Below are 23,797 nucleotides of genomic sequence, written 5' to 3'. Positions count from 1 at the left end.
AAACACTAGATTTTAATAGAGAAAGTTGCCTGTGGGCGACTAAAGGGGGATCTATGGTCTTAGGGGTGATAAACTTCAATATTTGAAGTTTATCACTCCCCCTGCTCGTAGGCCTTCCAGAAGTCAAAAGAAAGGTGCAAATCGAATATCCAGAATAAGCCCGCAGAAATGACGAACTAAGTTTAACAAACTGTCGATGTTTTTGACTGTTGCCACTCAGCTTGAAACAGGTTGTTCTTTTATATGGAGTTCTTTATTCGATTGCGGATAATGAACTTCAGCGGAGGACTTCATGAAGAAGTTAATGGCAGCAGCGACGTTGTCTCTATCAATGATGATTACCACTTCTAACGCCCTTGCCGACAATGCCATCGGTATTGTGCTGGGCGATCCATCGGGGATCTCAGGACGAGCTTCCCTGGATGGACAGCATTCCATCGAAGGCGCCCTGGCCTATGCCACGGGGGACCACTCCGGACTTCATATCCACGCCACTTATCTTTGGGACCGCGCCCGGACTTTTACTGTGCAAGGTGGTGGGCCGATTGAGATGTATTATGGTCTTGGGGTGCGGTTGATTAATTTCAATAAGGGTGAGCACGATGGCGAGCTGGCTATCGGGCCGCGGGCCCCGTTGGGGCTGCTTTATAATATTAATAATCCGGACATTGAGATCTTTGGGGAGCTTTCCGTTGCGGTGGATTTGACGCCGGAGACGGATGTGGATTTGGACGTGGGGATTGGGGTGCGGTTGAGGTTTTAAGACACCTGAACTTTATATTTAAGCCCCGCATGTTGCAGCAGATCCTGCAATGCCAACTGAACAAATCGATCCTCAGCATATCCCAAAGCTTGCGCAAAGCGTGCGGCCCGCTCGGGACTGACCGCCTTGCGCCCTTTTTCGATATCACTTAGATGCTGCTTCGAGATATCAAGCTTTTCAGCAAAGGTCTCTAAAGTAAAACCTTCTGCCTTACGTATTGATGACAAACGAAGCCCGAAGGTCAGCTCTTCACCCAGAGACTTTTCCAGCAATCGAACTGTCTGACTTTTCTTTTTAGTATTCATGTTTGCTTACCTCGACAATTGTAATAATTTTTAGCTCGCCATCATCCTCGAAGTAGATCGCTCTGTAAGAACGACTTAAGCGAATCGACCGATATCCCTTCCAAGCCCCCAATAAAGGCTCATCGTGATATCCGGGTATTTTCCGCACCTTCTCAAGCCCTTTATCTTCAACCTCCTGAACCCAGTCCAGAAGGTTGGCCACAATATATTTTGGGATGCGCCCAAGGGCTTTTTTAGCATATTTACCGAGCTCAACTCTATACATTTGTACACCCATTAGGTTTACTTTTCAACAGTTAACCGATAAGCTGCACAATGTATGTAAAAGTGAAATACCCGAGGACCGAAGGGGTGGGTGCTTGGATATCCGGGCTCCGGGCCCACCTCTGAACCTTGCCGCATCGACGCATCGCAAGCCACGATTCCCCTATCGGCAGCTTGAGTTTTGGGTCAATTATCGACAAGATACAAGTCCTATCCAAAAGGACTATGTCGTGGAATTTATTGATCTAAAATCACAGCAAAAAAGAATTCAAAAACAGATTCAAGAAAGAATTAACACCGTTCTTACGAATGGTCAGTACATCATGGGTCCTGAAGTGTTTGAACTTGAAGAACGTCTTGCAAAGTATACTGGCTCCAAACATTGTATTTCTAACGCCAACGGCACCGATGCTCTGATGCTGGCTTTGATGGCTATTGGGATCAAACCGGGCGACGAAGTCATCACAACTCCATTCAGTTTCTTTGCCACATCTGAAGTCATCAGCTTCTTTGGCGCAGTCCCAGTCTTTGTGGATATCGACAGAGAAACTTACAATATAGATGCCAGCCTCATTGAGGAAAAAATCACCAAGAAAACCAAAGCGATCATTCCTGTAAGTTTGTACGGCCAGTGCGCTGATTACGAAGCCATTGAGGCTATCGCTGCAAAACACGGCATTGTGACCATTGAGGATGCTGCGCAAAGCTTTGGTGCCACTTATAAGGGCAAAAAGTCCTGCAACCTGACGACGATTTCCTGCACGAGCTTCTTCCCATCCAAACCTCTGGGTTGCTATGGCGATGGTGGCGCTTGTTTCACCAACGACGACAAAATTGCAGAGAAAATCAAAGTTCTAAGAACGCACGGTCAGGCTAGAAGATACTATCACACCGACATTGGCATGAATGCCCGCCTTGATACTCTTCAGGCGGCCATCCTTTTGGCAAAGATGGAAATCTTTGATGACGAGATTCAGCTTCGCCACAAAGTGGCTGCTCGTTACAATAAGCTATTGGAAGGTATTGCTCCGATTCAGCGTATCTTGCCTGAAAACACTTCAGCTTATGCTCAGTACACGATTGAGGTCGACAACCGTGACAGCTTCATTGAAAAGATGAAAACACTGGGTGTGCCTACAGCGGTTCACTACCCGATTCCTTTGCACTTGCAGCCGGTTTATGCGGGTCAATATCAGAAGGGGGCTTATCCGAAGTCCGAGTTGGCAGCGAGCCGTGTTGTGAGCTTGCCGATGCATCCGTATTTGGATGAGGAGACGCAGGATGAGGTGGTGAAGGCGGTGAAGGTGGCGCTTGGTCAAAAGTAGCTTTTTTCGCACACAATTAGATTGCGTGCGAAAAAATATTTAAGCATTCAATACGCAAACCGAAAAATGGGAACTACTTTCCACTTTTTCGCTCATGGGTCGAGACACAATTCTTTTCTATGTAATAACTCGACCGTTTAGGCTTCAAAAGATTTTGCTGGTATTTCTCAGAAAAATCACTTTGAACAGAAGTGAACTGACCAACATTTTCATAATCATCTAATGTCAAATCATAAGTATCCAACACTTTAAACGATATTTCACGTGGCCCACCATGCTCAACCAATAACCACGAGCCGTAAATCTCTTCACACTCAACCAAAGCCAGTGATCTCCGAACAAAATCCTCGCTACCTGAGTATCCGCCAATCATCCAAGGTTGACCAATTGCAACTCCGTTCAACGCATAGACAACACCAGGTGAACGACCAGTTAAATCAAGAACCTGCATGCCTGCCGCGAATCCCGCCTGCCCCGCAGCGGATCGGATAGAATCCAAGTAGTTAGCAAAATCACGGGACATCCATAGTCCTCCGGACTTTCCAAACTCAACATACTTATTATTCAAACTCAGTTCCTGACTGTGGCGATATGGGAACTTAAAATTATCGTAAACAAGGTTAAGGATAATAATTTGAGCCACCAAAATAGGTCCCATCGAGAGGCGTGAAGCACCAGGATCAAAAGCCAGCATCAAGACTCCACCTACAACCCAAAAAAATCCAGCCGTTGAAGCTTGAGTCCAATAATTACCATTAGTCCCAAACGCCGTAGCATACGGAACGGCAATCAGCAAAAATGCCAGAAGCACTGTCTCTCTTTTATCCCTATCCGTCAGGAACCCAATTCTTCTTTTCAACAAACTACGCCAGCAAAGCACCAAGATAGCAGCAAAAGGCACTGCAAAAAGAAAAATTCCTTTTACAATACTGTATCGTACTTCACCCCAGACAAAGTCTACCAAAGACATCAGAACCAAAAACCAAACCGGCCAAAGCATTCCCCTAGTTCGACTCTCTAAAGCATCAAATATGTTCCATGAAGAAATCACCGCGACATAGAGAGCGAATCTCACCCAATCTCTAAACAAAAAATCAATATCATCTAATCGAAAAAGCTTGAGAGGCGAATAATTAGGATCCATTACAACGGCGAGGTTCGCCCCACCTGAAAGACGAGCGATAAATAAAGCAACCGAACCATCAATTACAACCGCTGTTAAAAACAGCAATCCTCCTGCCGTCAGTACACTTGTCAAAATACCTTTCCATGTCGCACGCCTAATCACTAGGATAAATGACATAGCCATTAAGCCCAAAATAGCTGCAGAAGTTGGTTTTGCCATAAAAGAAACCCAGCCACCGAAGCCTAATAAAAACCACCCTGCAAAAGCTGCAAGTCCTTGGCGGGTTACTAAGATACAAATTGAGGAAGCAATTAACAATGCAGCTTGAACCGAAAGAATGTTGTAATTTGGAGTAAGAACAAACGGGAACGCACAAACCATTGAAACACTAACCAGACCGTAAACTTGCGCATTCGACAACAATCCTGGGGATCTACTTAAAAAAGCAAGCCTGCAAAAAACAAAAGCCAGAGATCCTGTCAGAAAAAGATTAAGACACCGAAAGACGAAAACACTTTCCCCTGCTAACTTATAAAGAGGATAGTAAATAAAACCAAACTGAGACGTGGAGACAGGATAAATCCAAGGATTGGAAGACCAAATAAGATAAAAAGACTCATCAGTAAGATCTAAGCCAAAACGGGCGCGCCAAACCATTGCCCCAAAGATTAAAGTCGCAAAAATGACAACACTCAGAGAGTACAATCTAGATACATTATCCTTGGACATACTCTGGAACCAACGCCTTCAGTATCGCTCGGACAACTCTGTCATCACCAGACAAACATGCGTTTTTTAATTCATCTAACTGCTTATTCAAAGTATCCCACTCCAAGCAGTTTTCACTGGCAGTCATAATTCTCGGGTGAGCAGTCCAAGAAACATTACTCCCAATAAGCAACTCTTCATATAACTTCTCACCGGGACGCAATCCAGTGAACTCAATAGAGATGTCACCTGATCCGGTAACAGAATCACGGACTTCTAAACCTGAAAGCTCGATCATCTTTTTTGCCAGGTCCAAAATCTTAACTGACTCTCCCATGTCCAGAACGAAGACATCTCCTCCTTTACCCATCGAACCAGCCTGAAGCACCAATTGCGCTGCTTCGGGGATAGTCATGAAGTAACGGGTAACTTCTGGATGAGTCACGGTGACAGGCCCCCCATTCCGAATCTGCTCTTTAAATAAAGGGACCACTGACCCAGAGGAGCCCAAGACATTACCAAATCTGACCATACAGAACCGCGTTGAGCACTTTCGATCCTGAGCTAAGCCCTGCAGAACCAGCTCAGAAAGACGCTTTGATGCCCCCATAACATTTGTAGGACGCACAGCCTTATCAGTCGAAATCAACACGAAAGTCTCGACATTCCCTTTAATTGCCGCCCTCGAAGCCGCTAAGGTGCCAAATACATTGTTCATAACTCCTGCGATCACATTACTCTCAACAAGCGGAACGTGCTTGTAGGCAGCAGCATGATAAACAGTTTGGACACCATATCTTGAAATCAGCTTCTCCATGTGGTCAGAATTGAGCACATCACCTAAAATTGGAACTACCTCAAAATTAATCCGATGCTTTAGAATATCTTGCTCAATTTTGTACAAAGCAAACTCAGCCTGCTCCAGTAAAATTAGCTTTCTAGGAGTATTCAGGATAATCTGCCGACAAAGCTCAGACCCAATAGAGCCCCCAGCCCCAGTAACCAAAACCACTTTGTCTCTAATACAGGATTTAATAAGGTCTTCAAAAGGTGGTACTGGATCACGCCCGAGCAAATCCTCTACACCCACCTCACGAATATCCTCAATTCTGACGCGACCATCAACAAGCTCTCCCATTCCAGGCAGCGTCTTAAGAATAACCCCTTCACGTTCGAACTTCTGAATAATTTCTTTACGGCGCGTACGACTGGCAGAAGGCATGGCAATTAATAACTGCCTGCACTCTTTGGCCTTCATTACATCAATCGCTTCCATTGGATCGAAAACTCGAATGCCTACAACATTGGTGCCTTGCACTTCTGGATTGTCGTCAAAGAAAGCAACCGGGCGAAACTCTGGTCCCGACATTAGCGCCAAAGCAGTCTGCAGCCCGGCACGACCCGCACCATAAATAGCCACTGGCTGACGACGATCTTCGAATCTTTCAAGACTTCGCATCAATCCTCGAGCCAAGAAACGGCTGGAAGCAATATAAGCAATAGCAATAATCCAGTAAATAATCAGAGAAGACCGAGGGATGGAGGAAACTCTTCCCATGACTATAACAGCAGTCAATAACAGAACAGAAAGAGTAACCCCATAAAAAACGGTGTAAATAATCTTATCGTCGAGATAACGGATTACAGCTCTATACAGCCCGATTCTTATAAAAATAGGGATTGTTACAAATGGAACCACAAAGAAAAGCCAAATATAACTTGCCACATCGGGACTCAGAGTCCCCATGCGCAATGCGACTGACGACCATAGCGCCAATGGCAGAAGAACCAAATCGCTAAACAACATCAGCAATATTTTTATTCTTCTTGGTAATCCAGCCAGTCGCAAAAACATAAAATCAAACTTCCCTATTTTATTCTGCAGCTACATTCATCACTTTAGTAACAGCAGTCATCAAGTCAGCAACATAGCCCGAATCCAGAGTCGGATGCACCAGGAACATCAAACTGTCCTCTCCCAGTTTTTTTGCGTTTGCAAATCGATTGGACGGCCCCAATTCTGCCTTCTTAAACGCTTGTTCCAAATAGATCTCACTACAACTTCCAGAGAAACACGGAACTCCTTCAGCATTAATTGCAGCCATTATCCGATCCCGATTCCAGCCAGGTTTCAAAGATGACGATTCCACCATTACATAGTACTTGTAGTAAGAGTGGTACGTCGTTTCATCCGGAAGGTGCACAACGAGTCCATTAACTTTGCCGATACCTTGCGTGATTTCGGATGCCAATTTGCGCCTTTTCTGGATCCAACCTTCAAGCTTTTTCAGCTGAATACGCCCAACCGCCCCTTGAATTTCGGTCATGCGCCAGTTGGTACCAAAACTTTCGTGCAACCAGCGGAAGCCCGGAGGGTGTATGCGCCTGAAAACAGCATCAAAACTTTTCCCGTGGTCTTTGAACGCCCATAGTTTTTCATACAACTCTGTGTCATTTAAAAGAAGCATCCCACCTTCGCCTGTAGTGGAGATGATTTTATCCTGACAAAATGAAAAGGCCGACATATCACCGAAAGATCCGGCAAATTGCCCTTTGTATTTTGCCCCGTGGCTTTGAGCGCAGTCCTCAATGACCTTCAGGCTATGCTTTCGCGCAACTTCAAGAATTGCATCCATATCACAGGGCCAACCAGCCAAGTGAACAGCAATAATAGCCTTGGTACGGGGAGTAATTACTTTTTCAATTTCTGAAACAAGAAGATTCTGCGACTTTAAATCGACATCGACTAAAATGGGCGTCGCTCCCACTCGAACAATACAACTGGCTGAAGCTATGAATGTACGACAAGTCGTAATGACCTCATCTCCATGCCCAATTCCATAACCAATAAGTGCCAACTCCAATGCAAGTGTGCCATTGGCCAATGCAATTCCGTGCCGCATTCCGTGATAATGAGCAAACTCTTCTTCAAACTGTCTCGTTTCTGATCCAGTCCAATAGTTTACCTTGCCCGATTTAAGTATCGACACCGTTTTTTCGACCTCATCTTGATCATAAAACGGCCAAGGCGCAATAGCCACACTTCTAACTGGGGCTCCCCCATCAATTGCCAAATGGCTCTTCATCACTATCCCTCTTTAAGACTAAGCCCCCGAAGCATAATGGAAAAAAATCTTTGAGTCCTCAAAATACCTAACAGATGCATGCAAGATGCGGCGCGCGAGAAGACTTGTTTGGGAATTTGTTTTCCTATAGCCTAAGGCTTCTTGATCCTAGGGAGATTTATGAAACGAGGCTTTGACCTCATTTTGGCCTTACTTTGTTGCGTTCTCTTTGCTGTGCCCATAGCTCTGACCTATTTGGGGGTAATTCTTTTCCTTGGAAGACCCGTTTTATTTTGCCAGGTTCGTCCGGGGAGATACGGCAAACCATTTAAAATGTACAAATTTAGAACCATGACGGACGCGCGCGATTCATCGGGGAACCTACTTCCAGACTCACAACGCCTTACTAAATTTGGGTTATTCCTTCGCCGTACGAGCCTTGATGAGCTTCCTGAGATCCTTAATGTCTTAAAAGGAGAGATGAGTTTTGTTGGCCCCCGCCCGTTGCTGATGCAATACATTCCACACTACACACCCTTTCAGGCACGCAGGCACGAGGTTCTACCCGGAATTACTGGCTGGGCCCAAGTGAATGGGAGAAATCTATTAAGCTGGGAAGAGCGGTTTAAGCTTGATGTCTGGTATGTGGACAATCACGGGTTGTCTCTTGATATAAAAATTATTCTGCTGACTGCATGGAAAGTTTTCCGAAGAGAAGGTGTTGCGGCTAAGAACTCGGAAACCATGACTCCATTTGCCGAAGCCGCCAAAACTAATACCAAAAAAACGGATTTAACATGACGAAGCAGATTGTCATTTTCGGATGTGGTGGCCATGCCAAAGTCATTACGGATATTATTCAAGCAACCACCAACCACACAATCGCTGCCTTTTTCGACAACACACCGAAAAATTCCGAGTTCTTGGGACACCCTGTCTTTTCCGATCTTCAGCAACTTGCCACTTTCTGCAGAACCAAAAACATAACTCAAGCGGCAATTGCTATCGGAAACAATAGCGCCAGGAGAAAGCTCGCAGCAGAAGCCTCCCAAATTGGCCTTGAACTTCCGGTGCTTATCCATCCGAAGACTGTCATATCCCCTTCAGCCAAGATCGGACCAGGGACCGTTGTTATGCCAGGAGTCATCGTCAACTCAGATGCTATCATTGAGAGCGGCTGCATTCTTAACTCCGGCGCAGTTATTGAACATGACTGCTCAATTGGTGCGTTTTCCCACATCGCCCCGGGATCCGTGCTTTGTGGCGGGGTCACTGTCGGCGAACTGACCCTCATAGGAGCCAGATCTGTAGCGATTCCTTTGATTAGAATTGGCTCGCAATCAACTCTAGGAGCAGGATCTGTAGTTGTCAGAGATATTCCAGAAAATGTTTGCGCGATGGGAAATCCCGCTAAAGCTAAATCCCGGACTGACTAGAAATTAAATTAAGAAACTTCTGCCCCGTAACCTTGTGGTCGTGATTAGTTACTAGGAATCTGTATCCCCGGTCCCCCATTGAAGATAAATACTCCGGGGTATTGCCGATAATTTTTATCATTTCCTGAGCGACTTCACCAGGGCTTCCATCTGGTATAACAAATCCAGCATCAGCATCAGTCACCGGATTCCTAGCCACATCGCCAATAAAAATAACCGGCTTCTTTGCCAAGAAATAGTCAAAGAGCTTATTGAAACTAATCCCAAACTTATAAAGCGGAGAATTGTGTGCAAGCGCAATAGCAAAGTCCGATTCCGCAACCTTACCAAGAACTTGTTTGCGAGCAAGAGCCCCAAAGAACGTAATATTTTTAAGCCCAAGGTGCATCGCCATCGCCTCTAATTCTTTTCTCTCTGGACCATCACCATATATTGAAAAATGAACATTCACTTTGGCCAACTGAAGCTGACCCGCAACTTCAAGCAAAAACTCCATCCTGTTCGCAGCACCAAGACTGCCGGCATAAACGATATCTACAGGTGCAGATTCGACCAAAGCTGAGCTAAACTTCGCGACAGCGACCGACGTGTCCACCCCTTGCCCAACCCAAATAATCTTTTCGACTGGAATTCGATGTGCTTCTGAAAAGTACAATCCAGCCAAAGGCATCAACACCACAATTTTCTCAGATCTCCGCGCAAGCAAACGCTCAATCCAAAACATCACCTGCACCATTGGATGAGATCGACTCAATCCGCCAAGATCAATCAACGTCTGCGGCCACAAGTCCCTCACCTCATATATGAAACGCACGCGCCTCACCTTCGCCGCCAGATATGATGTAAATGCCAGAAAAGGCTGGGGGCTTGAACCCACCACCACATCTCCCGGCCGCAAACTTCCTACGAGATAAAAGAATCCTTTTATCGCACACTGTATATGATTAAAAAGACGACTGATCTGTCCACTATATCGTCTACCTTTAATAACTTTAAAAGTGACGCCGTCGTGAACTTCAATACTTTGATTCCAAACCAGCTTTTCCCGGCTGTTATAGTGAATATCTGAGGTGACAATTTCAGACTGGTATCCCTGACTGACAAGATATTGTGCCAAATAAAAATGCCGCAAACTTCCGCGGTCAGTAGGTCTCAGCGCAAACTGATTTACAAATACAACCTTCACTACTTCCTCTGACCCGCCGCGAATCGCTTAACCATCCCCAAAAAACCCTTGTTCAAATTTTCAAAAATTCGCCGGTTTGATGGATACTCTTTGTAGGACTTTGGCTTTTCAGACATTATTCGATCGAATTCCATTTCAGAAAGACCAAACTTTTTCAAAACATACTCTTTGTCACGCGCAAGCTCGTCTGCTTGATAAAGCGGCATTTCAAGCTCCTTCAAGGCTTCATCCCGAGTCATCTGACCAGAGAGGACAAGCGACGACAAATGAGGTCTTCTTTTGTCATAACCGAACTTCTGAGGCAAAATATACGCCTGATAAAATTTAGTGAAAATAGATTCGTAGTGTTTACCTGCGTACGGGACCCAGTCAAATTCCCGGCGGAACAACTCCATTGCCTCATTTTTATTGTAAGGCGCGTAGTTTAGAACCTTCACAAATTTGATGCCTCTGAAGAAGACATAGTAGACCATATGCAACAACCCATAATGAGGGAATGTCTTAAGCTTAACCTTACCGAAGATTCGATGAAGGCCCTTAATATGCTTCCAGTCCTTATTGTCATAGAGCCATGAAGAAGGCATTACCCCTTCCGTCTCTAAGTTTCCGCCGCTGATCAAGTACTTCACACCATATTTGGAAGCCATTTTATAAAGAAGCGCCCCAATTGCGTGGTCTGTAGGTGCCTCAATATTGGCCACGCCTGCGTGGATGAAGGAAAGTTGTATGTCGCGAAACTCGTTCCAGTCTATCACGTAGGTATAAAGATCAATACCCAATTTCTTCATAGTCTTTTCAATATTAGAAACAGCCAATTCAGAGTTCCAACCATTATCAAAATGAATGGCCAAGGGGCGCAATCCCATCTGCTTTACCTTATAAGCCACCATTGTGCTGTCAACCCCACCGCTGACACCGATCACACAATCATAAGACTTATCTTTCCCATCGACCTTGATGACCTCAACTAGATCCGCTAATTCTTTTTGACCTTGAGGTCCATGCTTAAGCTCCACCAAAGCCCGCTCATCGTAGCGATGACAGTGGTTACACACTCCCGCACTATCAAACTTAATTTCCGGATCAGATGTATCCATTATACAACGAGAACAAACTTGATATTTCATATGATCAGACTTTCGGATCTTTCAAAGATTATAGCCAACTGCCTTATTTGTTTTTGCCTACAAAGAACAGTTGATTTTTAAAGATGCCCCAGCTAGTTTCAAATGCCAATATGAATAATACTTATCAGATTTGTACTCGCTGCATTATGGACACCTCAGACCCCGAAATCTCCTTTGATGAGGCAGGTGTCTGCAGCCATTGCAAAACCTTCGACTCAGTCATAAAGCCTGCCTGGAACAAAGACGAAAAAGTATTGAGTCAGATCATGGCCAAAATCAAACTTGATGGCGAAGGCAAGGCCTATGACTCCATCCTTGGCTTGAGCGGCGGAGTGGACAGCTCTTACGTTGCCATGCTTGCAAAGCAGTACGGACTCCGCCCACTTGTTGTGCACGTTGATGCCGGATGGAACTCTGAGGTGGCAGTTAGAAATATTGAAAATATTGTAAAAAAACTCGGATTTGATCTATTCACTGAAGTCATAAATTGGGAAGAAATTAAAGATCTGCAGTTGTCCTACTTCAAATCTGGCGTTGCAAACCTAGATGTCCCCCAAGATCATGCTTTTTTTGCCGCACTCTATGGCTTCGCGATGAAGCACGATATTCAATATGTGCTCAGCGGAAGCAACTTTGCCACGGAATCTGTACTGCCAACAGCTTGGGGGTATGATGCCATGGACTCAAAACAACTAAAAGCAATACACAAGATCTTCGGGAAGAAGAAGCTGGCGACATATCCAACAATTAGCTTCTTCAAAATGTATATTTACTTCCCATACATTAAGCGTTTCAAAATCATCAAACCGCTGAACTATATCGATTACGACAAAAACAAGGCAATCCAGGAAATGACCGAAAAATTGGGCTGGCAGTACTATGGTGGCAAACACTACGAATCCCGATTTACACGATTCTTCCAGGGACACCTGCTACCAACACGTTTCGGATTCGACAAAAAACGCGCCCACCTCTCGAGCCTTGTCTTGGCCGGACAGCTTTCACGCCAAGAGGCTCTGGAGAAAATGAATGAGCCTAACCTTCCTGCTGAACTCGTAACTGAAGACTCTGAGTTTTTGTGCAAAAAACTTAGCATCTCACAAGAGGAGTTTAAGCACTATCTGACAATGCCATTAAAGACATTCAGGGACTATCCTTCCAACTACGAACTCCGTCAGCTGATGTACAAATTGAGATCCTGGCTGCGAAAAATTATCAAATGAACGTTCATGTCTACCCATCGACAATCGAGAATGAAAGCCGCATCCTAAAAATCACAACCTCGCTAGCTAAGTCGGGGATCTTTGATAAAATAGAAATCCTGGGACGCTGGCGCGAAGGCTTGCCCGAAAGAGCTTCAATTAACAGTAATGTTGAAATTGTGCGAATCAAGCCCTTAAGACTTAAGCTTATGGGACGCACGATTGAGAGAGTGATCGCTGTTTTATCCTGGTACATTCGAACCATCATCTATCTCTCCAAGCATAAAATCGAGTGCATCAACCCACACAGCTTGCCCGTATTGCCATTGACTGTGCTTATTAAAGCACTGAAAGGATGCAAATTAGTCTACGATACTCACGAGCTGGAAACCGAGACAATCAGCTGCAAGGGACTCAAAAGACTGCTGTACAAGGCGACAGAAAAGATGTTTATCCGCTATTGTGATGCCATCTGCGTTGTCAACAAATCAATCGCAAGTTGGTATTCCGAAACTTACAACATCCCCGCTCCATTTGTGGTGAAAAACGTTCCACACCGCAGCCAGATCCAAGGCGATAGAAGTAATATCCTTAAGGATACATTTAACATTCCACATACAGATATTGTCTTTCTGTACCAAGGCCTTCTCTCTGAAGGACGAGGGATTCGCATAACTCTTGAGGCATTCAAAGGCAAGGCCGGGAAACATGCCATCTTCATGGGATACGGAGAACTCTCCTGCCTCATTGAAGACTACGAAAAAAAGTATCCGAATATTCACTATAAAACCGCAGTCGCACCAGAGCTAATTCCACAAATCACCCCCTCTGCCGACATTGGACTTTCTTTAATTGAAAACAAATGCTTGAGTTATTATCTCTGCCTTCCCAATAAAGTTTACGAATACCTAAACTCCGGCGTCCCTGTCGTAGCAAGTGCATTTCCAGAAATGTCTTCGTTCATCAACGAAAACGAAGCTGGCTGGTCCATAGATCCTTCTGTTGAGAGCCTTTCATACTTAATTGACTCCACCACAAAAGATATCGTTGATGAAAAACGAAACAAGATACTGAAAAAAAACTACAGCTTTGGATGGCATGCTGAAGAAGATTCTCTATTCTCTATTTATAAAGAAATAGGCTATCTTTAACTCCCGGGGATTTTTGTGAGACAAGAGCAAATAAAAAGTACTCTCTCGCGACTCACAGACGCTCGCCGAAAACAATCTCTTGTCTGTTTACTTACCGTTGTCTCTCTATATTTCAGATGGCTTCCAGTTCACTCAGGAATACTCCTGGCGTTAACGCTACTTTATGCGGTAGCAGTTTCAAGATCTCATCCAACCATCAACAATGTTACCAAACCTTTGTTGCTCCTTACCCCAGCATTTCTGGTTCACCTGGTATGTATCACTCGTGACTCTCTTAAGTACGGCTTTCAACCAATATTCATTTTGGACCTTTTGAATATCGCAACAATTGCACTCTTTGCGCTATTTATCAGAACAGTCAATTTGGATTATTTTGTCCCAAGACTCCGACAATACCAAATATTTGCGGGCGCCGCGCTTTCACTGATCCCCTCGGCACTAATTGTTGTTGGATTTGCAAGTTACATACTTGAAGAGCAATCAACTGAACTCACAATTACAATGACCGAGTTCGTAAATTCAAACATTGATTATAATATAATGGCTTTTCTGCTATTAATTTCCCTTAATTCGTTGGTTTTCACGAGAAGAATAAAATTTCCCTTCTACGTTTTTTCAACAATTATCTCTATAGGTATTTTGTTCTCATCTTCAAGACGCGCGTTTCTACTTTTACTGTTTCTACTGCCATTAACAATTCTACTAAGGCCTTCCATCAAATTGCCGAACCTTAGAAAAGTTTCATACGGTATTGGTTTTGCATTCGCAATCTCCGCCGCAACCCTTGTATTAGCCCATATTAAACCATTCAAAAATCATATTATTAGCAAAGCTATTGTAGCACCGCTTATCCGCCCACTTTCTCTTGCAATGACCCCATTGGAATTCAACAAACTCCACTACGACTTAGTTCACAATATCCAGGACCACTTGAAAGTATCTACAGAGTACAAAACCTTTGCTGACAGCATTGGGGAGCTAGCACTTCAACCAAGATCAAACAGACTAAAATCAGCATTTTCATTAATAGAGAAGTTTACACCACTTCAACATGTATTTGGAAATTCCTTCTATCTAAAGGAACTGGGAAGAATGAACAACTTCCCCTCTGACTATCCGCATAACTTCTTGGTGACATCTTACATTTCAACCGGGACAATTGGCCTTATACTCATCAGCAGCTGTATACTTATTGCGCTATTAGGCCTTTACCTTCATAAATCCGAATGGGCACATGAAATATTAATTGGACTTTTTATTTCAATTTCATTTTCATTAACATCTGGATTCTCTTACTGGAGTTTCCTACCCATATCTCTTTACACAACAATTGGCATCTTTTTACTCTTCAGAGATAAATCCTGAAACTTGAACCGTTTTCCACATACTACAATATTAGAGTAATTTTCTTGATCATTTTAAAGACCCGTACCGCACCATCTGACCATAAAAAGAGAAAGAGAATATTATCACCATTCCGCAAATCCAACAACACCAAGACCTCTATGTGGTCTCATCCACTTCCCCGATACATTTAAAGCACAAGACAAGCTCAACTACATATTTCAAACAGTTGGATGCAACAAACGCCACAACAAAAGCCTCCAGACTGGCTTTGAAAAAATAATACACACCACTATAAAGAGCGGCAGTAAATACCTGAATAAACAGATCATATCTCTGGCCATTAAAGACGTACAATGTCACCGAAAGAGATGGCACAACGAAGGACAAGACGAACACTGGCAGCATCCAGACAAAATACTTACCAGCGTAGTTCCACTTCTCTCCAAGAAGCAGCCCAAGGCCAAACTTTGAAAAGAGAAAAATCACGAGTGCACCAGCCAGAGAAACACCGAAAAGAACCAACCCTATTCGAATCAGCAATCTTGGCAAATCACCAGCTGAGGATGAAGCAATTCTCTTTCTCAGAGTATCCCCTATCGAATTAACGACAAGTCCCTGTGGTGACGCCACCAAGCGCAGATAAAGACCAAATGCCGCAGAAATCTCCAATCCAAATAACTCCGACGAAGCCAACAGCAGGAAACCACTGTTAAACACTTCTAAGGCACCCGCAGGTAGCAAGAACATGGGAAACTTTCTGTACTTTTTTAAAAGCAGCCAAATATCCTCTAAAGTCCAATCCACCTCAGAACCACGCCGAAGAATGACCAATGCAAAAATATTTGTTAGAGTATAAAAGAACAACAAGCCAGTTTGGCTTCCGTAAAGTGATGCATAAATCACCATTCCAATACCCCCGAGAAGAGGGGGTATTAGTCTGGACCTAAAAATCACTCGTAAACGATCTTCCCTCAAAGACAAATAGTAATAAAAGAGATTGGAAGCCGAGCAGAATCCTGCAATTGAAATAAGAAGCAATTCAACAAAAGAAACAGTCTGAAGCTTATCAAAAAAAAATTTTGTTGCCGATGTGGCTGCAAATCCAACAACCGCCAAACCACCAGTAAATACAAAGTTTCCAGCGGTCAACTTGCGAGCTTCAGCCAGGCTACCTGAGAAGATCACATGCTGATACTTAGCGCTAACAAGAACAACCATATAACCAACCAGAGTTATACAGACAGCATAAGCGCCATAGGTTTCCACCGAAACTAATCGAGCAACAAAGAGAAGTACACAGAGGTTAATCACCTGCCCAAGAACCGAGCTCGAAGCAAGAGAAAAAACATCCTTAAACATCTCTAAACCTCATCGATTAAAACCCACTCGCGCGCACTCTTCATCACTTGGATAACTAACCAGCACGGCACGCAGAGGCCCTTGAAACACAAAGAGACTCCCCGCCGCTACAGCTGAAGCGCCACCACTAATTGCCGTATGTAGGTCCTGAACAGAACCCGCCCCTCCGGACGCAACCACTGGAACGGAAACCTGAGAGGAAACAGTTTTGATCAATTCCAAATCAAAACCTTTCATAACCCCGTCACGATCCACACTATTGAGAATAATCTCACCTACTCCCAGACCCTCTAGCTCTTTTGCCCACTTTAGCGGATCCGAAGAGCTTTTTGATGTGACGTGATTAAAGACTTCGTATTTGCCGAAGAAATTCTTTTTTACATCAACCATAACCGAAATAGTCGAACTGCCAAAAACCTTTGCAGCTTCTTTAACAAACATAGGATTTTGAAGGACTGAAGAATTCAGGCAAACCTTTTCAAAACCCATATTAAGAATCTTCTTGATCTGAGAAATGTCCTTAATGCCGCCGCCATATCCAAGCGGCATAAAAGCCTCTCCGGCAAGGTCCCTCAGGAGATCATACTGAGGTTCCTGCCCTTCCTTACTGACCGAAATATCGAGGATCAAAACCTCATCAACTTCCTTTTCATTAAATATTTTCAGAATATTGATAGGATCACCCAAATAGCGAAGGTCTTTGAACTTTTGGCTCTTATAGAAGCCATGACCTTTCAACAACAAGGTGGGTATAATTCTTGTGCGCATACGACCTCTTAGATCTCCGCAAACCGTTTTAGAAGATCCATTCCGAATCTATGACTCTTCTCTGGATGAAACTGAGCACCAATAATGTTGTCGACCGCGAACATCGAATCAAACTCAATACCATATTCAGTCTGCGCTAAGACATCGGCCTGTTCATTGCATTTAACGTAGTAAGAATGCACGAAATAGAAACGTGTTTTTTGATCAAATCCAGAAACTATTGGGTGCTCTTTTTTTGATACCATATAATTCCAACCGATGTGCGGAACTTTATGCAAAGTATCTTCAAGCGGAAACTGAAACTTCTTTACATCCGCATTAACCCAGCCCAGACCTGGGCCAACCCCCTCCTCGGAGGTTTTGCACATAATTTGCATCCCCAAACAGATTCCGAGCACTGGCACCTTTTCTTCCAGAACCTTTCTATTTAAAAGCTGAATCAAATTCATTTCATTCAGCTTTTCCATTCCAGTCGAAAATGCACCAACCCCAGGAAGTACAATCTTGGTGGCCTTTTTGATATCCTCAGGATCACTGGTAATCACAGATGGGACTCCAACACGTTTTAGCATGTTACGTATGGATCCAAGATTACCCATGCCATAATCAACGATAGTAATCATTTCGCAGATGCCTCTACAGAAATTTGCTCGTCGTTCAGAACATAGATTAATCCAGTACTAGGGCATTGCCAACGCCCTTGCCCCTTCATAGGCAGCGGAATTCGCTCCCCATACTGACTCATCCAACCAATCTGCTTGCCAGGAACTCCAGCAATGAGGGCATAAGGCCTTGCATCTTTTGTAACGACTGCACCTGCCGCGACAAATGAGTACTCTCCCAAAGTGATGCCGCACACAATTGTTGCATTAGCCCCAATCGAGACGCCTTTCTTTACAAAGGTATCTTTGTATTCACTTTTTCGAACTACTCCAGAACGTGGATTAATAACATTAGTGAACACCATGCTCGGACCGCAGAACACGTTGTCTTCAATGAAGACGTTGTCGTAAATAGACACGTTGTTTTGAACTTTTACGTTACTACCAAGAACGACCTTGTTGCCTAAAAAGACATTCTGTCCCAATGAACACTTTTCACCCAGTTTGGCTCCAGCAGAAACATGCGTCCAATGCCAAATCTTGGTTCCGGCACCTATTTGAGCTCCAGAATCCACAATCGCTGTCTCATGAATATACACTGTCGAATCCACTGATATCCTTAAAAAACTCTCTCTAAGACGAGTTTAAACGCTACGTATTTTTTCAACTATTCGAACTGCGGCTCTCGCATCCTGCAAACCGTACCCCTTACCCGAGAAAATGTCCGAATAAACACGCTTGTGAAGCTCAGTAAATCCTTCGGAAAACTCAAACTCTTCTCCATCAATCTTAATGGACCGGAATGTTGTTTTGCCAGAATCAACCGCCTGCTTCGGAAGACGGGTTTTATCAATGGTCAGCTCCCAATGCACATCGGCCTTCGCAAGCTTCACAAAACCTTTTTCAGCAATTGCGGATTTTTCGGCCATGGTAATTTCCACTGGCTCGCCAAAAATCCAAGTCAACATATCAAAAAAATGAACACCAATGTTCGAGGAAAGCCCCCCGGACTTACGAACATCGCCCTTCCAAGATTCGTGATACCATTGACCACGGGATGTCATATAGGTCAGATCGACCTTATGAGAGATCTTGCCAGATTTCTCGACTTTGTCCTTCAAATTCAAAATAGCATCGTGAACTCTCAACTGAAGAACAGTAAAAACTTTTTTTCCATATTTACGTTCATACTCAGCTAGTTCATCTATGTGCTTTTCAAAAAGAACTAACGGTTTTTCGCAAATTGCATTAGCACCATGGCTCAATGCAAATTTAATATGTGGAGCATGCAGATGATTTGGAGTGCAGATGGATACATATTCCACCTGTTCCGAAGTGCCCTTCAAAGAATCCACGTAAGCTTCAAATCGCTCAAAGTCAGTGAAAAACTGACAATCGGGAAAGTATCTATCCATGATTCCAACAGAATCATTTTGATCATAGGCGGCAACCAAAGTGTGCCCCAGATCCTTGATAGCCTCCAAATGTCTCGGAGCAATATAACCACCAACACCGATAATAGCAAAATTCATAACTATGCCTTCACCAGATTGACCGCAGCTTTTCGATACTTCCCGCGAGTATCAACCACGAGCTGTGCATTTTTTAGGATCATGTCATAGTCAAACTTGTCATGATCCGTTGCAAGCACGACACAATCATATTCCGCAACCACCTTAGGACTAAGAGCAATAGATGACAGGTCAAACTTATGCTCTCGCATCTTAGGGAAAACTGGGACATGAGGATCAGTATAGTCCACTAGAGCACCATCATCTCGCAGCTTTTCCATTAGGAAAACTGATGGAGACTCTCGCATGTCATCAATGTTCTTTTTGTAAGAGATTCCCAATACTAGTACACGGGATCCTTTCACGGACTTCTTCTTTTCATTCAAAGCAGCAGCAATCTTACCTACAACATAACCTGGCATTGAATTGTTTATTTCACCCGCGAGCTCAATAAACCGCGTGTGCAAACCGTATTCTCTCGCTTTCCAGGTTAGATAAAAAGGGTCGATAGGAATGCAGTGACCACCAATTCCTGGGCCTGGACGATATGCAACGAAACCAAAAGGCTTAGTAGCCGCAGCATCGATCACCTCATGAATATCAATACCCATTTTATCAGCCACAATTTTCATTTCATTGACGAGGCCAATATTCACAGCACGGTGAATGTTTTCCAGTAGCTTAGTCATCTCAGCTGCCTTTGTTGAACTAACAGGAACTACTTTATCAATAACACTACCATAAAGCGCTAATCCAACTTCCAAACAAGAAGGACTATAGCCTCCAACAACCTTAGGAATAGTCCGTGTAGTAAAGTTAGGATTTCCTGGATCCTCACGCTCTGGCGAGAACACCAAGTAAACATCCTCACCAACCTTTAAACCTCGAGATTCAATTCGAGGTTTAAGCTCTTCATCGGTTGTACCTGGATAGGTTGTACTCTCAAGGGATACTACATGACCTTTACGCAAATAAGGCACAATACTATCCATCGTATTGAGTACAAAACTCAAATCCGGTTCGCGATATTTATTCAAAGGCGTCGGCACACAAAGAATTATCGCATCAACTTTGGATATCTCTTGAAAATTCGTTGTTGCAGAGAAACGACTAGAAACAGCCGCTTTTACAGACTCACTTGGGATGTGCTCAATATAACTCTGTCCTTCCGCAATTTTTTTGATTTTGAAATCATCAATATCAAACCCAACAACAGAAAATCCTTCTTCAGAAAATCGCAGTGCCAATGGCAACCCAACATACCCAAGACCCACAATACCAATGACAGCTTTTTTTGATCTCAACTCGCTTAACAAAGAACTCATACACCCTCTTCAAAATGTGGAAATAGCATAGTAAACCCGAGTATTTATCTAAGTAAATATTATCTCTAAATTAGCACGCTTTGATGCGTCACTCCCAAAGCAAAGACCAACCTATAGGAATTTTAAATCCGAATCCTTTTCCAAGAACAGGTGCGCTCAAGGTTTAGTTCCCTAAAATAGTACAAAACTACTGCCTATTTTTTGGACTCCCAATTGAATTGCGCATCACGAAAGTGTACCCGATCCACAACTTCAAATGGCTCTGCTGCCTTTTGGGCATAGAAATCCTTTTCCCACGCAATTCTATTAATCTTGAACGGTCGTGCCCGTATTTCAAAACTCACATCGCCCGCCAAATCAAGACCATCATGCCGCAGCCAATGCTTTAAATAGAGCTCCATTTGCGCCCGAGTCGCTGGTTCCGTAGTTGGGAACTGCCCCAGCCTAAACATCCAGTTCGCCCAAATCCGACCCGATAAATAAGGAGCAATAATGTTCTCTTTAACTAATCGTCTTCCACCCACTACAGCAACAGCATCAACCTGATAATCGAGAAAACCAAAAGTGAAGTGGTCATCAACAAAAACCGCGTGAGGCGCCATGCCAAAAGAAAGGACCCTTAGCTGCAGCGTCCTCGAGGTAACATCATTTATAACCTTAGAAACTTCACCCGGCGGCAAGATTCGCCTTACTTGCGGGGTCGACAAAAACGACATGACCTGCATGGACGCTGCAAAAAAGAGAATCCATTTATACGACACAATATCAAATTGACCGTACTCGTATCTATCAACTTTTTTAGATCCAGCAATACTCTTCAACCACGAATCCGGCACAACTAGCCAATAGAGAACAATCATAGCTGCGCCAAACAAAGGAATGGGAAACGCAATCAGAATGCCCAAGTGCAGGCATAAACCCACCACCACAAGCCAAGGCCTGGCCAACTTGAACCACATCGCAAAAAAGAAGGCTGTCTCAAAAGCCAAAGTTACATAGCCTAGCAACTTCGAGAGCCAAATGTTGTTCAAAACAGGGGCCCACACATCCTGCGCAATCTGCGGCAATGACGTGGGGAGCCAAAAACCGAGGCCATCCAACCACATTTTAGAATCAATCTTATGGAAACAGGACTCTAGATACAGAAATCCGAGCCCAATAACAGTCGCTAAATAATAGTAAGCCACAGGGACGGATCGTGGTTTCTTCTTCTCTAAAAAATTCGAAAGCGAAAGACGATTAGAGAGCGGCATCCACAAACCAATTAACGAAATGCCAAGATAAACATAATCAATGTGGTATTCAAAATCTCTGAATCGGCCAAGTACCATTATGATTATGCAAAAATTCAAAAAAGCCGCGGTCTTTGTCCTATAACCCAGGACAAGACACAACAATATCGGAATCCAGGCCAAAATAAGAATTGTATACGAATTCCGGTCGACACCGAAAATAACATCCCTAAATAGAAAAATCTGAATAACCTCAATCAAAAGAATGAGGTAGAAACTGACACGAAAAAGACTCAGACCGATACCAGAAATCTGCTTTTCAAAGCCAGCATTGATCGTACAATTAATATACTCTTTAATCTTAGACACGTTCTACTCTTCTTGCAGGAACTCCCAAATAAACGCCCGGAGTGTCGATACTTTTACAGACAACAGCGCCAGCCCCCGTTTGAGCACTATCGCAAATCACAATATTATCTTTTATTACAGTCCCAATACCAATAAAACAATTCCTCCCGACTGCTGTAAAACCAGCTACCGACACTCGAGGCCCGAAAAACGATCCTTCTCCAACACTGGAGTCATGAGCAATAACGCAGCCAACATTTAATAAAACATTATCTTTTAAGCTAACTCCTCGATCCAATACACACCCGGGCAAAACCACAACACCTGAACCCAGATGACAAGTTGGATCCACCCAACACGACGAATGCACGAAACTTTCAAACCCAATTGTTTTGCTAAATCTAGAAAATAAAGACTCACGAACACTCATGTGTTTATAACCAATCGCCATGAACAATGCAGAGAACTTCCCCGAGGCGTGATTAGATACTATATCTTCTATCCCCCCGATTACGGGATGATGACCCACAAGTTCATTCGGGTCTTTATAATCATCAAAAAAACCAGCAATTTCAAAATTTCCGGAAGCTGTTAAGTGATGTGCAATCAGTTGCCCAAGATCTCCGCTTCCAATTATGGCAATTTTCTTCATATATTCACGCGGTCCCGTATAGAGTAAAGCGGTCTGTTTTTTACCTCTTTATATATTCGCCCTAAATATGTTCCGATGAGCCCCATGAAAAATATCTGCATTCCAAATCCAACGACCAAAGTCGTCATCACAGAAGGCCAACCAATCTGAAATTCAACATAAGCGAGTTTTGCGATAACCAAACCAAAGGCAGCAAAGAGTCCAACTCCAGTTACGATCAAGCCAAAACGAATCGTAATTTTCAAAGGCAAGTCAGAATAGTCAAATATCGCATTTAACGCGAGATCAAGGCGCCTCTTAAAATTGAATTTCGAAACCCCGGCAAACCGCCTTCTATTGTCGATTAATAAGGTCCCCTGCTTCAGGCCAACATGACTAAATAGTCCTTCGATAAATCTATTCGTCTCTTTGTAAAGAAGAAAAGTGTCTACAAAGCGACGACTCATTATGCGCATTGCTGCGATCCCGCGTGGTAAAGATATTCCTGTGAATCTATCCAAAATCCACCAGAAAACACTGGAAAAGATCTTTCTCAAAAAGGTATCTGCCTTTTCCTTCCGAATACCGTAAACCACATCATAACCTTGCAAAATCTCCGTCAAAAAACTGCAAATTGCCTCCGGGGGATCCTGCAGATCTGGATCCATCATCAATACATATTCTCCACGGCAAAATTGCATTCCAGCCGTCAACGCCATTGGCTTCCCATGGTTATAAGAAAACTCAATCAGACCGATTCTGGAGTCCCTACTAATATTGGTGCGAATGATTGACACAGTCCTATCCATGCTACCATCATCAACAAAAACAAGTTCACAGCTTTTTTCAATTAAATTCATCTGTATCGTGACCTGATCAATAAATTCCTGGATACATTCTTGCTCATTAAAGACAGGAACCACGATAGATAAGTAACAACTAGAAGACATGCGACCTTTCATCACTACGTGATATTTTGACTGTGAGACTATGACTGTACTCTCGTGTGGGCAAGC

Annotated in this window: 23 protein-coding genes; 7 read left to right on the top strand and 16 right to left on the bottom strand. The window is 43.6% G+C overall.

The features are described 5' to 3' along the window. Window positions 1-292: 292 nt before the first annotated feature. Complete coding sequence (locus BDT_RS08520) at window positions 293-763, top strand: hypothetical protein (RefSeq protein WP_235046319.1); 471 nt, start codon at window positions 293-295, stop codon at window positions 761-763. On the opposite strand, the gene BDT_RS08515 is transcribed toward BDT_RS08520, so the two are convergent. Together BDT_RS08515 and BDT_RS08510 are read right to left on the bottom strand one after the other, a co-directional pair. After that, entirely contained in the window at window positions 760-1,068 is a 309-nt protein-coding gene (locus BDT_RS08515) for a helix-turn-helix domain-containing protein (protein ID WP_015090830.1), read from the bottom strand. The two genes, BDT_RS08520 and BDT_RS08515, sit on opposite strands and share 4 nt — an antisense overlap. Further along, the gene (locus tag BDT_RS08510) at window positions 1,058-1,345 is read right to left on the bottom strand and encodes a type II toxin-antitoxin system RelE family toxin (RefSeq protein WP_235046318.1); all 288 of its coding nucleotides are present in this window, start codon (window positions 1,343-1,345) and stop codon (window positions 1,058-1,060) included. The genes BDT_RS08515 and BDT_RS08510 overlap by 11 nt, the downstream gene beginning before the upstream one ends. A 217-nt stretch (window positions 1,346-1,562) precedes the next feature. Here BDT_RS08510 and BDT_RS08505 point away from each other — a divergent pair, with 217 nt between their 5' ends. Further along, complete coding sequence (locus BDT_RS08505) at window positions 1,563-2,657, top strand: DegT/DnrJ/EryC1/StrS family aminotransferase (protein ID WP_015090829.1); 1,095 nt, start codon at window positions 1,563-1,565, stop codon at window positions 2,655-2,657. Window positions 2,658-2,730: 73 nt separating this feature from the next. On the opposite strand, the gene BDT_RS08500 is transcribed toward BDT_RS08505, so the two are convergent. From BDT_RS08500 to BDT_RS08490, 3 genes are read right to left on the bottom strand one after another with little or no spacing between them, the layout of a single operon-like run. Beyond that, window positions 2,731-4,512, bottom strand: coding sequence for a hypothetical protein (locus BDT_RS08500; protein ID WP_015090828.1), 1,782 nt, complete (start codon window positions 4,510-4,512; stop codon window positions 2,731-2,733). Further along, window positions 4,499-6,346, bottom strand: coding sequence for a polysaccharide biosynthesis protein (locus BDT_RS08495; RefSeq protein WP_015090827.1), 1,848 nt, complete (start codon window positions 6,344-6,346; stop codon window positions 4,499-4,501). The genes BDT_RS08500 and BDT_RS08495 overlap by 14 nt, the downstream gene beginning before the upstream one ends. A gap of 19 nt (window positions 6,347-6,365) precedes the next feature. Then, on the bottom strand, window positions 6,366-7,577 hold the full coding sequence (locus tag BDT_RS08490) for a DegT/DnrJ/EryC1/StrS family aminotransferase (RefSeq protein ID WP_015090826.1): 1,212 nt from the start codon (window positions 7,575-7,577) through the stop codon (window positions 6,366-6,368). Window positions 7,578-7,736: 159 nt separating this feature from the next. On the opposite strand from BDT_RS08490, the gene BDT_RS08485 reads away from it, so the two are divergent. Together BDT_RS08485 and BDT_RS08480 are read left to right on the top strand one after the other, a co-directional pair. Then, window positions 7,737-8,357: a sugar transferase gene (locus tag BDT_RS08485; protein WP_041577446.1), complete on the top strand. Its 621-nt coding sequence runs from the start codon at window positions 7,737-7,739 to the stop codon at window positions 8,355-8,357. Continuing rightward, window positions 8,354-8,992: an acetyltransferase gene (locus tag BDT_RS08480; protein WP_041577443.1), complete on the top strand. Its 639-nt coding sequence runs from the start codon at window positions 8,354-8,356 to the stop codon at window positions 8,990-8,992. Before BDT_RS08485 ends, BDT_RS08480 begins: the two co-directional genes overlap by 4 nt. Here the strand turns inward: BDT_RS08480 and BDT_RS08475 are convergent. Both BDT_RS08475 and BDT_RS08470 read right to left on the bottom strand, forming a co-directional pair. Then, window positions 8,973-10,178 carry a glycosyltransferase family 4 protein gene (locus tag BDT_RS08475; RefSeq protein WP_015090824.1) on the bottom strand — a complete coding sequence of 402 codons (1,206 nt, stop codon included), beginning with the start codon at window positions 10,176-10,178 and terminating at the stop codon, window positions 8,973-8,975. The genes BDT_RS08480 and BDT_RS08475 overlap by 20 nt on opposite strands. Further along, complete coding sequence (locus BDT_RS08470) at window positions 10,178-11,305, bottom strand: N-acetyl sugar amidotransferase (RefSeq protein ID WP_015090823.1); 1,128 nt, start codon at window positions 11,303-11,305, stop codon at window positions 10,178-10,180. The genes BDT_RS08475 and BDT_RS08470 overlap by 1 nt, the downstream gene beginning before the upstream one ends. A gap of 110 nt (window positions 11,306-11,415) precedes the next feature. Here BDT_RS08470 and BDT_RS08465 point away from each other — a divergent pair, with 110 nt between their 5' ends. The 3 genes from BDT_RS08465 to BDT_RS08455 are packed head-to-tail and all read left to right on the top strand — an operon-like array spanning window position 11,416 to window position 15,023. Continuing rightward, window positions 11,416-12,528 carry an N-acetyl sugar amidotransferase gene (locus BDT_RS08465; protein WP_041578304.1) on the top strand — a complete coding sequence of 371 codons (1,113 nt, stop codon included), beginning with the start codon at window positions 11,416-11,418 and terminating at the stop codon, window positions 12,526-12,528. Beyond that, window positions 12,525-13,658, top strand: coding sequence for a glycosyltransferase (locus BDT_RS08460; protein ID WP_015090821.1), 1,134 nt, complete (start codon window positions 12,525-12,527; stop codon window positions 13,656-13,658). Before BDT_RS08465 ends, BDT_RS08460 begins: the two co-directional genes overlap by 4 nt. A 15-nt stretch (window positions 13,659-13,673) precedes the next feature. Further along, window positions 13,674-15,023 (top strand): hypothetical protein, encoded by a 1,350-nt coding sequence (locus tag BDT_RS08455; protein ID WP_015090820.1) that lies wholly within the window; start codon window positions 13,674-13,676, stop codon window positions 15,021-15,023. 138 nt (window positions 15,024-15,161) lie between these two features. Here the strand turns inward: BDT_RS08455 and BDT_RS08450 are convergent, their stop codons facing one another. The 9 genes from BDT_RS08450 to BDT_RS08410 all read right to left on the bottom strand — a co-directional run bounded on the left by BDT_RS08450 (window position 15,162) and on the right by BDT_RS08410 (window position 23,731). Next, window positions 15,162-16,364: a lipopolysaccharide biosynthesis protein gene (locus BDT_RS08450; RefSeq protein WP_015090819.1), complete on the bottom strand. Its 1,203-nt coding sequence runs from the start codon at window positions 16,362-16,364 to the stop codon at window positions 15,162-15,164. A 9-nt stretch (window positions 16,365-16,373) separates the two neighbouring features. Next, window positions 16,374-17,132, bottom strand: a complete 759-nt coding sequence (locus tag BDT_RS08445; protein ID WP_015090818.1) for an AglZ/HisF2 family acetamidino modification protein — start codon at window positions 17,130-17,132, stop codon at window positions 16,374-16,376. 8 nt (window positions 17,133-17,140) lie between these two features. Beyond that, window positions 17,141-17,755, bottom strand: a complete 615-nt coding sequence (gene hisH / locus BDT_RS08440) for an imidazole glycerol phosphate synthase subunit HisH (protein ID WP_041577439.1) — start codon at window positions 17,753-17,755, stop codon at window positions 17,141-17,143. Beyond that, window positions 17,752-18,345 carry an acyltransferase gene (locus BDT_RS08435; protein ID WP_200859557.1) on the bottom strand — a complete coding sequence of 198 codons (594 nt, stop codon included), beginning with the start codon at window positions 18,343-18,345 and terminating at the stop codon, window positions 17,752-17,754. The genes hisH and BDT_RS08435 overlap by 4 nt, the downstream gene beginning before the upstream one ends. A gap of 33 nt (window positions 18,346-18,378) precedes the next feature. Further along, the gene (locus BDT_RS08430) at window positions 18,379-19,266 is read right to left on the bottom strand and encodes a Gfo/Idh/MocA family oxidoreductase (protein ID WP_015090816.1); all 888 of its coding nucleotides are present in this window, start codon (window positions 19,264-19,266) and stop codon (window positions 18,379-18,381) included. Window positions 19,267-19,268: 2 nt separating this feature from the next. After that, complete coding sequence (locus tag BDT_RS08425; protein ID WP_015090815.1) at window positions 19,269-20,570, bottom strand: nucleotide sugar dehydrogenase; 1,302 nt, start codon at window positions 20,568-20,570, stop codon at window positions 19,269-19,271. Window positions 20,571-20,764: 194 nt separating this feature from the next. Further along, a complete protein-coding gene (locus BDT_RS08420) occupies window positions 20,765-22,171 on the bottom strand; it encodes an HTTM domain-containing protein (RefSeq protein WP_015090814.1) in 1,407 nt (468 codons plus the stop codon). Continuing rightward, window positions 22,164-22,802: an acetyltransferase gene (locus BDT_RS08415; RefSeq protein ID WP_041577437.1), complete on the bottom strand. Its 639-nt coding sequence runs from the start codon at window positions 22,800-22,802 to the stop codon at window positions 22,164-22,166. Before BDT_RS08415 ends, BDT_RS08420 begins: the two co-directional genes overlap by 8 nt. Further along, complete coding sequence (locus tag BDT_RS08410; protein ID WP_148278943.1) at window positions 22,799-23,731, bottom strand: glycosyltransferase family 2 protein; 933 nt, start codon at window positions 23,729-23,731, stop codon at window positions 22,799-22,801. Before BDT_RS08410 ends, BDT_RS08415 begins: the two co-directional genes overlap by 4 nt. Between the last annotated feature and the right edge of the window lie 66 nt (window positions 23,732-23,797).

It is taken from the genome of Bdellovibrio bacteriovorus str. Tiberius, assembly GCF_000317895.1.
Taxonomy (GTDB): Bacteria; Bdellovibrionota; Bdellovibrionia; order Bdellovibrionales; family Bdellovibrionaceae; genus Bdellovibrio; species Bdellovibrio bacteriovorus_F.
The sequence above is the reverse complement of the archived record's forward strand: the minus strand, read 5'-3'. Positions and strand labels throughout refer to the sequence as shown.